14 protein-coding genes are annotated in these 13540 nt (G+C 73.8%); 11 read left to right on the top strand and 3 right to left on the bottom strand.

Annotated elements, in window-relative coordinates:
- Position 1: 1 nt before the first annotated feature.
- From NFS20_RS11765 to NFS20_RS11805, 9 genes are all read left to right on the top strand, one after another.
- Positions 2-970, top strand: coding sequence for an ABC transporter permease (locus NFS20_RS11765; RefSeq protein ID WP_251151978.1), 969 nt, complete (start codon positions 2-4; stop codon positions 968-970).
- Positions 967-1941 carry an ABC transporter ATP-binding protein gene (locus tag NFS20_RS11770; RefSeq protein ID WP_251151979.1) on the top strand — a complete coding sequence of 325 codons (975 nt, stop codon included), beginning with the start codon at positions 967-969 and terminating at the stop codon, positions 1939-1941. The genes NFS20_RS11765 and NFS20_RS11770 overlap by 4 nt, the downstream gene beginning before the upstream one ends.
- On the top strand, positions 1938-2744 hold the full coding sequence (locus NFS20_RS11775; protein ID WP_251151980.1) for an ABC transporter ATP-binding protein: 807 nt from the start codon (positions 1938-1940) through the stop codon (positions 2742-2744). Before NFS20_RS11770 ends, NFS20_RS11775 begins: the two co-directional genes overlap by 4 nt.
- A complete protein-coding gene (locus NFS20_RS11780) occupies positions 2741-3370 on the top strand; it encodes an SGNH/GDSL hydrolase family protein (RefSeq protein WP_251151981.1) in 630 nt (209 codons plus the stop codon). Before NFS20_RS11775 ends, NFS20_RS11780 begins: the two co-directional genes overlap by 4 nt.
- Positions 3367-6003, top strand: a complete 2637-nt coding sequence (locus NFS20_RS11785; RefSeq protein WP_251151982.1) for a glycosyl hydrolase 2 galactose-binding domain-containing protein — start codon at positions 3367-3369, stop codon at positions 6001-6003. The genes NFS20_RS11780 and NFS20_RS11785 overlap by 4 nt, the downstream gene beginning before the upstream one ends.
- Positions 6004-6205: 202 nt before the next feature.
- Positions 6206-6547, top strand: coding sequence for an S-adenosylmethionine decarboxylase family protein (locus NFS20_RS11790; protein WP_251151983.1), 342 nt, complete (start codon positions 6206-6208; stop codon positions 6545-6547).
- Positions 6544-7302 carry a DUF4178 domain-containing protein gene (locus NFS20_RS11795; RefSeq protein WP_251151984.1) on the top strand — a complete coding sequence of 253 codons (759 nt, stop codon included), beginning with the start codon at positions 6544-6546 and terminating at the stop codon, positions 7300-7302. The genes NFS20_RS11790 and NFS20_RS11795 overlap by 4 nt, the downstream gene beginning before the upstream one ends.
- A gap of 71 nt (positions 7303-7373) precedes the next feature.
- Positions 7374-7598, top strand: a complete 225-nt coding sequence (locus NFS20_RS11800) for a DUF350 domain-containing protein (RefSeq protein ID WP_251151985.1) — start codon at positions 7374-7376, stop codon at positions 7596-7598.
- Between the two features lie 2 nt (positions 7599-7600).
- Positions 7601-9229, top strand: a complete 1629-nt coding sequence (locus NFS20_RS11805) for a polyamine aminopropyltransferase (RefSeq protein ID WP_251151986.1) — start codon at positions 7601-7603, stop codon at positions 9227-9229.
- 25 nt (positions 9230-9254) lie between these two features.
- On the opposite strand, the gene NFS20_RS11810 is transcribed toward NFS20_RS11805, so the two are convergent.
- Positions 9255-10301 (bottom strand): LLM class flavin-dependent oxidoreductase, encoded by a 1047-nt coding sequence (locus tag NFS20_RS11810; protein WP_251151987.1) that lies wholly within the window; start codon positions 10299-10301, stop codon positions 9255-9257.
- A 25-nt stretch (positions 10302-10326) separates the two neighbouring features.
- On the bottom strand, positions 10327-10761 hold the full coding sequence (locus NFS20_RS11815; protein WP_251151988.1) for a VOC family protein: 435 nt from the start codon (positions 10759-10761) through the stop codon (positions 10327-10329).
- 252 nt (positions 10762-11013) lie between these two features.
- Between NFS20_RS11815 and NFS20_RS11820 the strand changes: the two genes are divergently transcribed.
- Positions 11014-12189, top strand: coding sequence for a serine hydrolase domain-containing protein (locus NFS20_RS11820; RefSeq protein ID WP_251151989.1), 1176 nt, complete (start codon positions 11014-11016; stop codon positions 12187-12189).
- A 13-nt stretch (positions 12190-12202) separates the two neighbouring features.
- Here the strand turns inward: NFS20_RS11820 and NFS20_RS11825 are convergent, their stop codons facing one another.
- The gene (locus tag NFS20_RS11825; RefSeq protein ID WP_251151990.1) at positions 12203-12634 is read right to left on the bottom strand and encodes a YdeI/OmpD-associated family protein; all 432 of its coding nucleotides are present in this window, start codon (positions 12632-12634) and stop codon (positions 12203-12205) included.
- A gap of 109 nt (positions 12635-12743) precedes the next feature.
- Between NFS20_RS11825 and NFS20_RS11830 the strand changes: the two genes are divergently transcribed.
- Positions 12744-13490, top strand: a complete 747-nt coding sequence (locus NFS20_RS11830; RefSeq protein ID WP_251151991.1) for a DedA family protein — start codon at positions 12744-12746, stop codon at positions 13488-13490.
- Positions 13491-13540 lie beyond the last annotated feature (50 nt).

The following is a 13540-nucleotide window of genomic DNA, read 5'->3' on the forward strand; positions in this document are numbered from 1 at the left end:
CATGGCCATCACCACCCAAGACCCGGCGCTCGCCGCCGAGGAGGCCGTCGAGGCCTCCAGCGGTCGCCGCCGGCGCCGCGTCCTGCCGCCGATGACGCTCAAGCTCGGCGTCGGGCTGACCGTCGCCGGGGCGATCGTCCTGTTCGGCCTCCTCGGGCCGCTGTTCGTCGGGAACCCGTCGACGGTCTCCGACATCGGGCTGTCCCCGCCCGGTCCCGGGCACCCGCTCGGCACGACGCAGACCGGGCAGGACGTCCTCGCCCAGCTCGCGTACGCGACGCGGGGGTCGCTGACGATCGGTCTCGTCGTCGGTGTCCTCACGCTCGTGCTGTCGGCGTTCTTCGGCGTCGTCGGCACGTTCGTCGGCGGCTGGGTCGACGAGGCGTTCTCCCTGTTCTCGAACGTCATGCTCGTGCTCCCCGGCCTCCCGCTGGTCATCGTCATCTCGAGCTACGTGCCGCAGAAGTCGGTGTGGCTCGTCGCGCTGGTCCTCGCGATCACGAGCTGGGCCGGGTCGGCGCGCGTGCTGCGCGGCTACACGCTGTCGCTGCGCGAGCGCGACTACGTGCTCGCGTCGCGCGTGGCCGACGAGCGGAGCTGGCGGATCCTCGCCGTCGAGATCCTGCCGAACCTCGTGCCGATCATCGCCTCGCAGGTCGTGTTCGCCGTGATCTTCGCGATCCTCGGGGAGGCCGGCCTGTCGTTCCTGGGGCTCGGGGCCTCCAACTCCTTCACGTGGGGCACGATGCTCTACTACGCGCAGAACGGCCTCGCGCTGCGCCTCGGGGCGTGGTGGTGGTTCGTGCCGCCGGGCCTCATGCTCGCGCTGTTCGGCGCGGCGCTGTCGCTCATCAACTTCTCCATCGACGAGATCATCAACCCGAAGCTGCGCGCCCAGACCCGCTCCCAGCGCAAGCGGTGGCGCATGTCGCGCGAGCAGCTCCGCGAGGCCGACGAGGTGACGGCATGACCGAGGGCACCCTCCAGGAGCAGCCGGCGGCCGTCGTCGGCTCCCACCCCGTCCTCGAGATCGAGGACTTCTCCGTCACCTACCTGGTCGACCCGCCCGTCCCGGCGGTGCAGCACGTGGACCTCGTGCTGCGCCGCGGCGAGATCCTCGGGCTCGCGGGCGAGAGCGGGTGCGGCAAGTCCACGCTCGCGTACGGCGTGACGCGCCTGCTCAAGCCGCCGGCCGCGATCACGTCGGGCCGGGCGGTGTTCCACTCGCGCGAGGGGTACACCGTCGACCTGTCGTCGCTGCACGGCGAGGACCTGCGGGCGTTCCGCTGGGACAAGGTCGCCATGGTGTTCCAGGGCGCGATGAACTCGCTCAACCCGGTCCTGACGATCCGGTCGCAGCTCGAGGACGTCTTCACGACGCACCGGCCGCAGCTCTCGCGCCGCGAGCGGCGCGCCCGGTGCGGCGAGCTCCTCGAGCGCGTCGGGGTCGACGCGAGCCGGCTCGGTGCCTACCCGCACGAGCTCTCGGGCGGCATGCGCCAGCGCGTCATGATCGCCATGGCGCTCGCGCTCGAGCCGCAGGTGCTCGTCATGGACGAGCCGACGACGGCGCTCGACGTCGTGGTCCAGCGCGAGATCCTGCGCGAGATCACGCGCCTGCGGGCAGAGCTGGGGTTCGCCGTCGTGTTCATCACGCACGACCTGCCGCTCCTGCTGGAGATCAGCGACCGGATCGCCGTCATGCGCGCCGGCCGGATCGTCGAGCAGGCGGACGCCGTGACGCTGTACACCGACCCGCAGCACCCGTACACGCGGCGGCTGCTCGCGTCCTTCCCGTCGCTGACGGGCGAGCGCGGCGACTTCGTCCGGGCGGGCGACGCCGACCTGGGCGAGGAGCAGCTCGAGGAGACGCCGCAGGACGCGGGCACGGTCGGCATCGCCACGACCGGCATCGCCACGGACGAGGAGGAGACCGCATGACGACGCTCGAGGCCCGTGACCTGGTCAAGGACTACCGCCTGCGCAGCGGCCTGCGCTCGACCCGGCTGCGTGCCGTGGACCACGTGAGCTTCACGCTGCAGCCCGGCAGCACGGTCGCGCTCGTCGGGCAGTCCGGGTCGGGCAAGTCCACGATCGCCAAGCTGCTCATGCAGCTCGAACGTCCGTCGTCGGGCGAGATCCTGGTCGACGGCGCCCCCGTGGGCCGGGGCCGGCGCGCGCGGTCCGCGTACCGCAAGGCCGTGCAGATGGTGTTCCAGGACCCGTTCGCGTCGCTCAACCCGTACCACTCGGCGGGCCACCACCTCGCGCGCGCCGTCGCGCTGCACCACCCGGACCTCGACCGGCGGCAGGTGCACGAGCGCGTGCTGCAGCTCCTGCGCCGCGTGCGGCTCGACCCGGCCGAGGAGTACGCGGAGCGCAAGCCGCACGAGCTCTCCGGCGGCCAGCGTCAGCGCATCGCGATCGCGCGGGCGCTCGCGCCCGAGCCCGGCATCCTCGTCGCGGACGAACCCGTGTCGATGCTCGACGTGTCGATCCGGCTCGGGGTGCTCAACCTGCTCGCGCGCCTGCAGCGCGAGGAGAACCTGGGGGTCCTGTACATCACGCACGACCTCGCGACCGCGCGGCACTTCTCGGACGAGGTCATGGTGCTGCACCGCGGAGTGGTGGTCGAGGCAGGCCCGGCCGACGACGTCATCCTGCGGCCGCAGCACGAGTACACGCGCACGCTCGCGGCGGCCGCCCCCGACCCCGAGCGCCGGATCGCGGAGCTGCGGTCGTGACCCGCGGCACCGGCGCACCCCGGCACGTCGTCTTCGCGGGCGACTCGATCACGGAGTGGGGGCGCGACCGCTCCGACCCCGACGACGTCGGCACCGGCTACGTGGGCCTGCTCGCGCGCGGCCCGCTCGCCGGGTCGACCGTCCACAACACCGGGGTCGGCGGCGACCGGGCGAGCGACCTGCTCGCGCGCTGGGAGCGTGACGTCCTGCCGTTCGACGCCGACGTGCTGTCGCTCTACGTCGGGGTGAACGACACCTGGCGTGCGCTCGACGCGGGCGAGCGCACGCCGGTCGCCTCGTTCGAGACGACCCTGCGAGCGCTCGTCGCGCCGTGGCACGCGCGCGGTACCCGCCTCGTGCTCGCCGAGCCGTTCGCGCTGCCGCTCACCGACGCGCAGGCGTGGGCCGACGACCTCGGTCCGAAGCAGGATGCCGTGGCACGCGTCGCACGCGACGTGGGGGCGACGTTCGTCCCGCTCGCCACCGTCATGGCCGACCTCGCCGACGAGATCGGCCCGCGCGCCGTCGCCGCGGACGGCGTCCATCCGACACACGCCGGTCACACGGCGATAGCAGACGCGTGGTGGGATGCGTTCACCCACCGCTCCGAAGGAGATCCCGCATGACGACCGTCGACCTGACCGCCGGCTGGACCCTGCGCGCCACGGCCGGCGACCTGCCCGCCCCGGTGCACGCCGCCGTCGTGCCCGCGACGGTGCCCGGCGACGCGCACACCGCGCTGCTCGCGGCGGGGCTGATCCCCGATCCGTACGTCGACGCGAACGAGGCGGGGCTCGCGTGGGTCCACGGGACAGACTGGGAGTACCGCCGCGCGCTGCGCCTCGATCCCACGGGCGAGGACGAGCACGTCGACCTCGTGCTCGACGGCCTCGACACCGTCGCCGACGTGCGGCTGGGCGACGAGACGATCCTGACGAGCCGGAACATGCACCGCTCGTACCGGGTGGACGTCCGCCGGTTCGCCGACGGCGCGGAGCGTGACCTCGTCGTCGGGCTCGGCTCGGCGACCGCGTGGTCGGACGCGGCGAGCGAGCGTCTCGGCGCGCGGCCGTCGGCGTACCCGAACACGTTCAACGCGATCCGGAAGATGGCCTGCTCGTACGGGTGGGACTGGGGTCCTGACCTGCGGACCGCGGGCATCTGGAGGCCCGTGCGCGTCGAGCGCTGGCGTGTCGCGCGGCTGGAGCGCGTGCGACCGTTCGTGCGCGTCGCCGACCTCGCTCCCGACGGCGCGACCGGCGCGGGCCGGATCGAGGTCCACGTGGACGTGCAGCGCTCGGCGCTGACCGACGCCGGACCGCTCGTGCTCGACGTCGCGCTGGACCTTCCCGGGTCGGGTCCGGCCGGGTCCGGGTCGGCCGGGTCCGGGTCCGCGACCGCGGTCCCGGGCGGGGGGCGGGCGCCGCGGGCGCGCGTCGAGGTGCCGGCCGGCGCGACGTCGGCGGTCGTGACGCTCGACGTCCCGGACGTGCCCGTGTGGTGGCCCGTGGGGTACGGCGCGCAGCCGCTCGTCGGGGTCGAGGTAACGCTCTCGACGCCCGACGGGGCCGCGCTCGACGGCGCCGTGCTCGACAGGTGGGAGCGGCGCGTCGGGTTCCGCACGGTGCGGCTCGACACGACGCCGGACGAGCACGGGACGCCCTTCGTGCTGCACGTCAACGAGCGGCCCGTGTTCGTGCGCGGCGCGAACTGGATCCCCGACGACCACCTGGTCACGCGCCTCACGCGGGACCGGCTGGCCCGGCGGCTCGACCAGGCCGTCGACGGCAACCTCAACCTGCTGCGCGTGTGGGGCGGCGGGACGTACGAGTCGGAGGACTTCTACGACCTCGCCGACGAGCGCGGGCTCCTCGTGTGGCAGGACTTCCTCCTCGCGTGCGCGGCCTACAGCGAGGACGACGAGCTGTGGGCGGAGATCGAGGCCGAGGCGCGCGAGAACGTCGCGCGGCTCGTCCCGCACCCGTCGCTCGTCGTCTGGAACGGCGGGAACGAGAACGTGTGGGGCCACGAGGACTGGGGCTGGAAGGAGCGTCTGGGCGGGCTCACCTGGGGCGAGGGGTACGCGCGCGACCTGCTGCCGCGCGTCGTCGCGGAGGTCGACCCGACGCGCCCGTACACGGACAACAGCCCGTACAGCCCCGGCCGGCCCGACCTGCACCCCAACGACCCCGACCACGGCACGCACCACCAGTGGGAGGTGTGGAACCGCGTCGACTACCGCGCGTACCGGGACGAGGTGCCGCGCTTCTGCTCCGAGTTCGGGTTCCAGGGACCGCCGACGTGGCGCACGCTCACCGACGCGGTGCACGCCGTCGACGGCGGCCCGCTCGCCGACGCGCCCGACCCCACCGCGGACCCCGTGTGGCTCGTGCACCAGAAGGCCGACGACGGCAACGGCAAGCTCGACCGCGGCATGGCGCCGCACCTCGGCGTCCCTGCGCGCTTCGAGGACTGGCACTGGGCCGCGCAGCTCAACCAGGCTCGCGCCGTCGCGCACGCGCTCGACCACTACCGGTCGTGGTGGCCGCGGACGGCCGGCGCGATCGTCTGGCAGCTCAACGACTGCTGGCCGGTGACGAGCTGGTCCGCGGTCGACTCCGCGGAGCGGCCCAAGCCGCTCTGGTACGCGATGCGGCGGGCGTTCGCGCCGCGGGCGCTCGCGGTGGTCGAGCGCGACGGGTCGCCGCACGTCGCCGTCGTCAACGACCACGACGAGCCGTGGCGCGGCGCGCTGTCGATGCGGCTCGAACGGCTCGACGGGATGGACCCGGCGCGCGGGACGGTCGCGGTGTCGGTGCCGCCGCGCTCGGTGCTGCTCGTCGCGGTCCCCGCCACGCTCGCGCGGCCCGCGGACCCGACGGACGCGGTGCTCGTCGTGGACCTCGGTCCGGAGCGGGTCGTGCACACGTTCGTCGAGGACGTGCACCTGCGCCTCGACCCGCACGCCGCCGAGGTCCGGGCCGAGCGGTGCGCCGGCGGGTACCGCGTGCACGTGCGGGCCCGCTCGCTCGTGCGCGACGTCGCCGTCCTCGCGGACCGGCTCGCGCCCGACGCGGTCGCCGACGACGCCCTGCTGAGCCTCCCCGCAGGCAGCACCGCGACGATCACGGTGACCACCGCGGCCGAGCTGGACCCGGCCGCGCTCACCGCGGCCCCCGTGCTGCGCAGCGCCAACGACCTCCGTGCCGTCCCGCAGCGCGCGGGCGTGCGCGGCCTGGAGGCCGCCGCCGCGAGATAGAACCACCGGTCGCGAGAGAGAAGCCGCGGAGTTCTACCTCGCGACCTGCGGTTCTATCTCGCGACAGACCGGCACGGCCGGGCCTGTGGACGGGCCGGTGAACGCCCTGACCCGGTCCGCTAGGGTGTGCGCGGCCCGACGTCGCGGGCCCGGTCCGGGCGGTTCGTCCCGGGTCGGTCGCGCCGTCCCCGGGAGCTGAGCCGTGCACCGCAACCTCGTCCACGTCTTCGACGTGACGGGAGCCGACCCGCGCCTGCTCGACGACGAGGCGACGGTGCGCGCGTCGCTCGACGCGGTCGTGCGGCTCGCGGGCATGACGCCCCTCGGCGAGGTCGCGCACCGGTTCGAGCCGCAGGGCACGAGCGTCGCGATCCTCCTCGCGGAGTCGCACCTCGCGGTGCACACATGGCCCGAGCACGGCGCCGCGTACGTGACCCTGACGACGTGCCGCGCGCCGTCGTCCCCGACGTTCGCCGACGACGTGCGCGCCCTCCTCGGCGACGTGTTCGCCGCGGGAGACGTCGCCGTGCGGAGCCTCGTGTGAGCGGAGGGCGGCGCCTCGCGCTCCGGGTCGGGGAGGAGCTCGTGGCGACGGGCACGGGACGGGACGCCGTGCGCACGACGGTGCGCGCCTCGGCGGTGGTCGAGATGCGTGAGGCCGGCACGACGTTCACGTGGGAGGAGTGGCAGCTCCTCGGGCACGACGGCTCGGACGTGTGGCTCGAGTACGACCACGACGAGCGCGAGCTCACGCTGTACCGGCCCACGGAGTCGGTCCCGCCCGTCGTCGACCTGGCCGGTCTGCACCGCGGGAGGCAGCTCGACCTGCGGCTCGACGGCAGGCCGCACCGCCTCACGGTGCGCGAGCGCGGGACGGGCACCGTGCGGTCCGTCGAGGGGACGTTCGCCGAGCCGTTCGTGCCCGGCCAGCAGGTCGAGTACGCCGACCTGACCGGGCACGGCGTCGTCGTGTCGGTCGAGCGCACCACCGGACCGCTCGGCCCCGTGACGAGCGTCTACGCGGGGCGGCGCCTCGACGTCGCGGAGCAGACGCGGTTGTTCGGCCGTCGTCTCACGCCGCGCTCGCGCTCGGGCGGAGTCGTCGCCGCGGTGGTCGGGGCGTTCGTGCTGCTCCTCTCCTTCGGCGCGTGCCAGGCGAGCCGGGCCGACGACGCGTCCTGCACGCCACGGTCCGTCGTGACGACCGCGCCCGCGAGCGGGACACCGGCCCCCGCAACGACCGACTCCACGTCGTGCTACCGCCGCACGCTCTACGGCGGCGGGGGTGTCGGGAAGTGAGGCGCCGCACCGGCGTCGTTCCCTGGCCACCCCGTCCGTCCTGACCGTCCACCCCTCACCCAGGAGATTCCGTGTCCGTCGCCTCGCTCGCGTTCCTGTGGGCCTTCCTGTCCACGATCCTCTACTCGGTGCTCGGCATCGTCCTGCTCCTGGTCACGATCGTCGTGGCGAACAAGCTCTTCCGCCTGAACCTGCACCGCGAGCTCGTCGACGAGCACAACGTCGCGTTCGGCGTGATGATCGCGGGCCTGGCCATCGCGATCGGCCTCATCATCGCGGGGACCATCAGCTCCTGAGCATGGTCGACCAGCACGCACCGGCGGCCGTCCTCGACCCTGCCCCGGCGGACGACGGCGGCTCCGCGGACCTCCCGCGCACCGGGCGCACGCGCCGCATGGACCGTCCGACGGTGTTCGCGGCGGCCCTGCTCGTCGCCGTCGGCGGCATCGTCTACGAGCTGATCCTCGGCACGGCGGCGTCGTACCTGTTCGGGGACTCCGTCGTCGCGTTCTCGGTCGCGACGGGCCTGACGCTCTTCGGCATGGGTCTCGGCTCGCTGCTCGCGCCGCGGCTGCAGCGCGAGGCGGGGCTGAACTTCGTCCGCAACGAGCTCGTGCTCAGCCTGCTCGGCGGCACGTCGGTGCTCGTGCTGTTCTGGGCGTACGCGCAGACCGAGCTGTACTGGCCGGTGTTCGTGCTGCTGTCCCTCGCGATCGGGACGGCGATCGGGGTCGAGATCCCGCTGCTCGTCGCGCTGCTCAAGGAGCACGGGCGCGACGAGTCGGTGTCGCTGCTGTCGAAGGTGCTCGCGCTCGACTACTTCGGCGCGCTCGCCGCGTCGCTGCTGTTCCCGTTCCTCCTCCTGCCGTACCTCGGCCTCGTGCGCACCGCGTTCGCCGTCGCGGTGCTCAACGTGGCCGTCGCGCTGTTCATGCTCGCGCGTCTGGGCCACCCGCCGCGCTGGACGGCGCTGACGTGGGTGACGCTCGCCGCGCTGCTCGGGGGGTTCGCCGCGTCGACGTGGCTCGAGACGTCGATCAGCGCCCGGATGTACACCGACCCCGTCGTCGTGCAGGAGTCGAGCCCGTACCAGCGGCTCGTCGTCACCGACTACCGGGGCGACGTGCGGTTGTACCTGAACGACCAGCTCCAGTTCTCGTCCGTCGACGAGGCCCGGTACCACGAGACCCTCGCGCACGCGGCGATGACGTCGGTCGCGGCGCCGGTCTCGGTCGCGATCCTCGGCGGCGGCGACGGCCTGCTCGCGCGCGAGGTGCTGCGGTACGGGTCCGTGCGGGACGTCACGCTCGTCGACCTCGACCCCGCGGTGACCGACCTCGCGCGGGAGAACCGCCTCCTCGCGGACCTCAACGAGCACGCGCTCGACGACGAGCGCGTCACCGTCGTCAACGCCGATGCGTTCCGCTGGCTCGACGAGGCGGACGCGTCGTTCGACGTGGTGCTCGTCGACCTCGTCGACCCGTCGGGCGAGCGCGTCGCGAAGCTCTACTCGCAGGAGTTCTACGCGATGGTCGCCGCGCACCTGCGCCCGGGCGGCGCCTTCGCGACGCAGGCGACGTCCACGTACTTCACGCCGCGCGCATTCTGGCAGGTGGTGGCGACGGCCGAGGCGGCCGCACCCGACCGCACCGTCGTGCCGCTGGGCGTCAACGTCCCGTCGTTCGGCGAGTGGGGCTTCGTCCTCTCGGTGCCCGGCCAGGTGCGCAGCCAGGTGCCCGACGACGCCGCTGGGCTCTTCGCCCGCACGCCGCTGCCCGACGGGCTGCGCTTCCACGACGCCGCGTCGCTCGCCGCGACGACGCGCCTGCCCGCCGACAACCCCCGGCGCGACCTGCCGCCGTCGACGCTGCTCTCACCGGTCGTCCAGCGCACCTACCAGCAGGACATGCGGGCCTGGCGGTACTGAGCGGCGCTACTGCTGAGCGGAGCGCTCAACGCCCTGCGGTGACCGCCTCCAGCGCGTCGAGCGCCGCGAACGGGTCGTCCGGCCGCTGCGGGTCGGGGCTCACGGGCGCCATGACGACGCTCGACACACCGTGCTCGCCGAGCAGCGCGAGGCGGTCGCGCACGTCCGACGGCGTCCCGGTCACGGTGAGCGCGTCGACCCACGCGTCGGGTGCCGCCGCGGCGAACGCCTCGGGCGACGCGCTCTCGCGGGCCAGCGCGCGCAGCTCGTCCGCGAACGGCAGCGGGTCGACGTGGACGGCCCAGTCGGGCAGCGCGAGGACCGCGAGACCCGGGCGCGCCAGCGACCGGGCCAGCGCCGCGTCGTCGTGCACCACGCCGTGCGCGAACGCGACGATCCGGTGCTCCGGCGGCACGGCGTCCCCGGCCGCCGCACGCCCGGCGTCGATCGCCGCGCGGACCCCCGCGAGGTACTCGGGCGTGACCGGCATGTCGAGGATCGTGCCGTCCGCCGCCCGGCCCGACACCTCGAGCGAGCGCGGACCCCGCACGCCGAGGAGCACCGGGGGAGCCACGGCGGGCGGGGCGTGCAGCGCGACGTCGTCCACCTGCACGTAGCGCCCGGAGGTCGACACGGTCTCGCCGTGCAGCAGCGCACGCACCGCCGTCGTCGTCTCCTCGAGCATCGCGAGCGGGCTCGCGGGCCACACCCCGATCTGCCGCATCCACGACGGCATGCCATGACCGAGCCCGAGCTGGAGGCGGCCCGGGTGCAGCGAGGCGAGCGTCGCGGCCTCCATCGCGGCGGTCGACGGCGCGCGCGTCGCCGCCGGGAGGATGCCGATCCCGACGCCGATCCGCTCCGTCGTCGCGAGGATCGTCGCGGCCTGCGCGATCCCGCCCAGGAAGGTGAGGTCCTCGACGACCCACACCTCGTCGAGCCCGACCTCCTCCGCGCGCCGGGCGAACGGCACGATGCGGTCGGCGGGCAGCGTGCGGGGGAGCATCAGCCCGAGCGCGGGACGGCGTGCGGGGGCGGGCGTCGACGAGACGGTCGAGAGGTCTGCGGGCATGACGTGACCGTACGGGACGAACCGGTCAGGCGGGAGCACCCGCGCCCGCGGCCGCACCCGTGACGTTGACCATCCACACCGTGCCGAACCGGTCCGTGAGCATGCCGAACTCGTCGCCCCACGGGGCGGTCTCGATCGCCATGACGTCGCGCGCGCCGTCGGACAGCGCGGTGAACCACGCGTGGAGGCGCTCGCTGTCCGCCTGCTCGCCGAAGAGCGCGACCGACGAGCTGACCGCCGGCGGCATCCCGGGCGCGGTGTCGGACGCCATGAGGGTGCCGACGCCCTCCATGACGAGCTGGGAGTGCATGACCTTCTTCGCCTGCTCGGGGTCGTCGACGGGTCCCACCGAGTCGAAGGTGCTGACCTCGGGCGTCACGCCGAACACCGATGCGTAGAAGTCGACCGCCTCGCGGGCGTTCCCGTCGAAGGTCAGGTAGGGGCTGAGCTGCACGGTCATGGTCGTGTCCTCTCGTGGTGCGGTTCGGGGACGGCGCGCCGTGAGGTGGCGCCACGAGTGGTGGACCGGTGCCGTGCTCCCGACTCATCGTCGCGTCGTCGCCAGCAGTGGTCGACGTCTCACGCATGGCCTGCTCGACAGCGCACACGTCATCTGGTCGACGTACCCGCGCCGGCGCGGGAGCCTTCCCGCGGTGCCGGGTCCAGAGAAATAGCCGGGCGTCGAGAACACCGGCGGGCCTACTGTCGAGACATGGTCACCGATGTCGCCAGCCTCCCCTCCGAGCGCCTTGCCGCGCTGGACGACCACCTGCTCGCCGCGGCGGAGAAGGACGAGTTCTCCGGCGTGGTGCGGATCGAGCGCGACGGCGAGGAGGTCTTCGAGCGCGCGTACGGGGTCGCGTCGCGGCGCTGGGGCGTCCCGGTCCGCACGACGACGCGCTTCGACGTCGCGTCGGTGACGAAGCTCTTCACCGCCGTCGCGGTGCTCCAGCTCGTCGGCGAGGGCCGCCTCGGTCTCGACGACCGGGTCCACGACCACGTCGACCTCGCCGGCACGGCGATCCCGCGCGAGGTGACGATCCGGCACCTGCTCACCCACTCGTCGGGCATCGCGGACGACGCCGACGAGGAGGCCGGCGAGTCGTACGAGGCGCTGTGGGTCGACCGCCCGAGCTACTCCGTCACGCGCACGGCGGACTTCCTCCCCGGGTTCGTCCACAAGGAGCCGAACTTCCCGCCCGGCGAGGGCTGCCGCTACTGCAACGTCGGCTTCGTCCTCGCGGGCCTCGCCCTCGAGAACGTCACGGGGTCGTCGTACCGCGACCACGTCCGCGAGCACGTGTTCGCGCGTGCCGGCATGGCCGACTCGGGCTTCTTCCGCATGGACGAGGCCGTGCCCGACGTCGCGGAGGGCTGGGAGCCGGTGCACGACGACGACGAGCGCGTCACCGGGTGGCGGCAGAACATCTACTCCTACCCGCCCGTGGGCTCGCCCGACGGCGGCGCGCACGTCACGGCGCGCGACCTCACCCGGTTCCTCGCGGCCGTCCGCGGGGGCGAGCTCCTGCCGCCCGACCTCACGCGCGCCTTCCTCACGCCGCAGGTGAAGCACGACGACGGAGACACCGAGGAGACCGACGAGAAGACCGGCCCGGACCTCCCGCCCGGGGACCGCGCCGCCGAGGTGCACTACGGGTTCGGCCTCGAGTTCGAGCTCCTCGCCGACGGGAGCGTGCGCTCGGCGTACAAGGAGGGCATCAACACCGGGTCGAGCGCGATGCTGCGCCACTACCCGGACCCGGCACCGACCGGGTCGGGGGACCTTCCGCCCGCCGGAGGCCCGGGGGTGACGGTCGCCGTCGTCTCCAACCTCGAGGGCGGGGCCTGGGAGCCCGTCCGGTTCATCGACGCGCTCGTCCGGGGCTGAGCGGGCCGGGAGATCAGGCGAGCGACCCGACCGCCTTCTCGATGCGCCGCTGCCGGGTCTCCGGGGTCTTCGCCGCGTCGAGGGGCTCGACGAGCGCTCGCTGCCTCGAGTACGACAGGGCGTCGAACGCACCGCGCGCCCCGGCGGACCTGAGCGCGGTCGCGAGGTCGCCCGGTACGTCCACCGTGCGCGGGGCGTCGTCGACCTCGACGTCGATCTCCACCTCGTCCCCCGCGCTCACGCCTGCGGCCTCGCGGCTCGCCGCGCTGAGCGAGATGACGAACTGGCCGCGGTAGAACGTCAGCGAGCTCCGGTAGGTGTGCCCGCCGATCGTGACGCGCACGGGGAACCTCCGCCCCTGCCCGAACGACAGGGCCACGTCCTCCGGGATCGGCAGCCCCGTCGTCGTGCCGCCGCCCGCCTCCACCGTCGTCGTGATGCGCATGTCGGTCCTCTCCTCGCTCGTCGGGCTCGCCACCTGCCCACGAGACCTCCACAGGCTCTCGAACTCATCGGTGCCGTGTCCTCGGGCGGCTCGCCTAGGCTGGGAGACCATGCGCCCCGGACTCCTCGCCGCCTTGCCGGCCGCCCTGCCGAGCGCCGCGACCGCGGCCCAGGAGCCCGCTCTCGACGGTGTCGCCGGGTGGGCCGTGAACCTCATGGAGACGCTCGGGCCGGCCGGCGCGGCGATCGCCATCGCGCTGGAGAACCTCTTCCCGCCGCTGCCGAGCGAGATCATCCTGCCGCTCGCGGGCTTCACCGCGAGCCAGGGGAGCTTCGGGCTGGTCGAGGCGATCCTGTGGACGACGGCCGGGTCCGTCGTCGGGGCGCTCGCCCTCTACGCCGTCGGTGCGCTCGTCGGGCGCGAGCGAACCCGGTGGATCGCGGAGCGCCTGCCCCTCGTCAAGGTCGAGGACGTCGACCGCACCGAGCAGTTCTTCCTGCGGCACGGCGGCGCGACGGTGTTCTTCGGCCGCTTCATCCCCATCTTCCGCAGCCTCATCTCCATCCCGGCGGGCGTCGAGCGCATGCCCCTGTGGAAGTTCACGGCCCTGTCGACCGCGGGCAGCGCGATCTGGAACACCCTCTTCGTCGTCGCGGGCTACACGCTCGGCGAGAACTGGCACGTCGTCGAGCAGTACGCCGGCGTCTTCCAGAAGATCGTCATCGCCGTGGTCGCGCTCGCCGTGGTCTGGTTCGTCTCGACCCGCGTGTGGCGCTGGGTGCACGACGACGAACGACCGGCCCATGCCCGCCGCCGGGCCGCGCCGGCGGACACCGAGGACGACGCCGCGAGCTGACGGGCGGGGCCTCCCTCCCGGCGAGCACCGTGCGCCGACGGGTGGAAAGC

Source organism: Cellulosimicrobium sp. Marseille-Q4280 (assembly GCF_943181405.1).
Lineage (GTDB): Bacteria > Actinomycetota > Actinomycetes > Actinomycetales > Cellulomonadaceae > Cellulosimicrobium.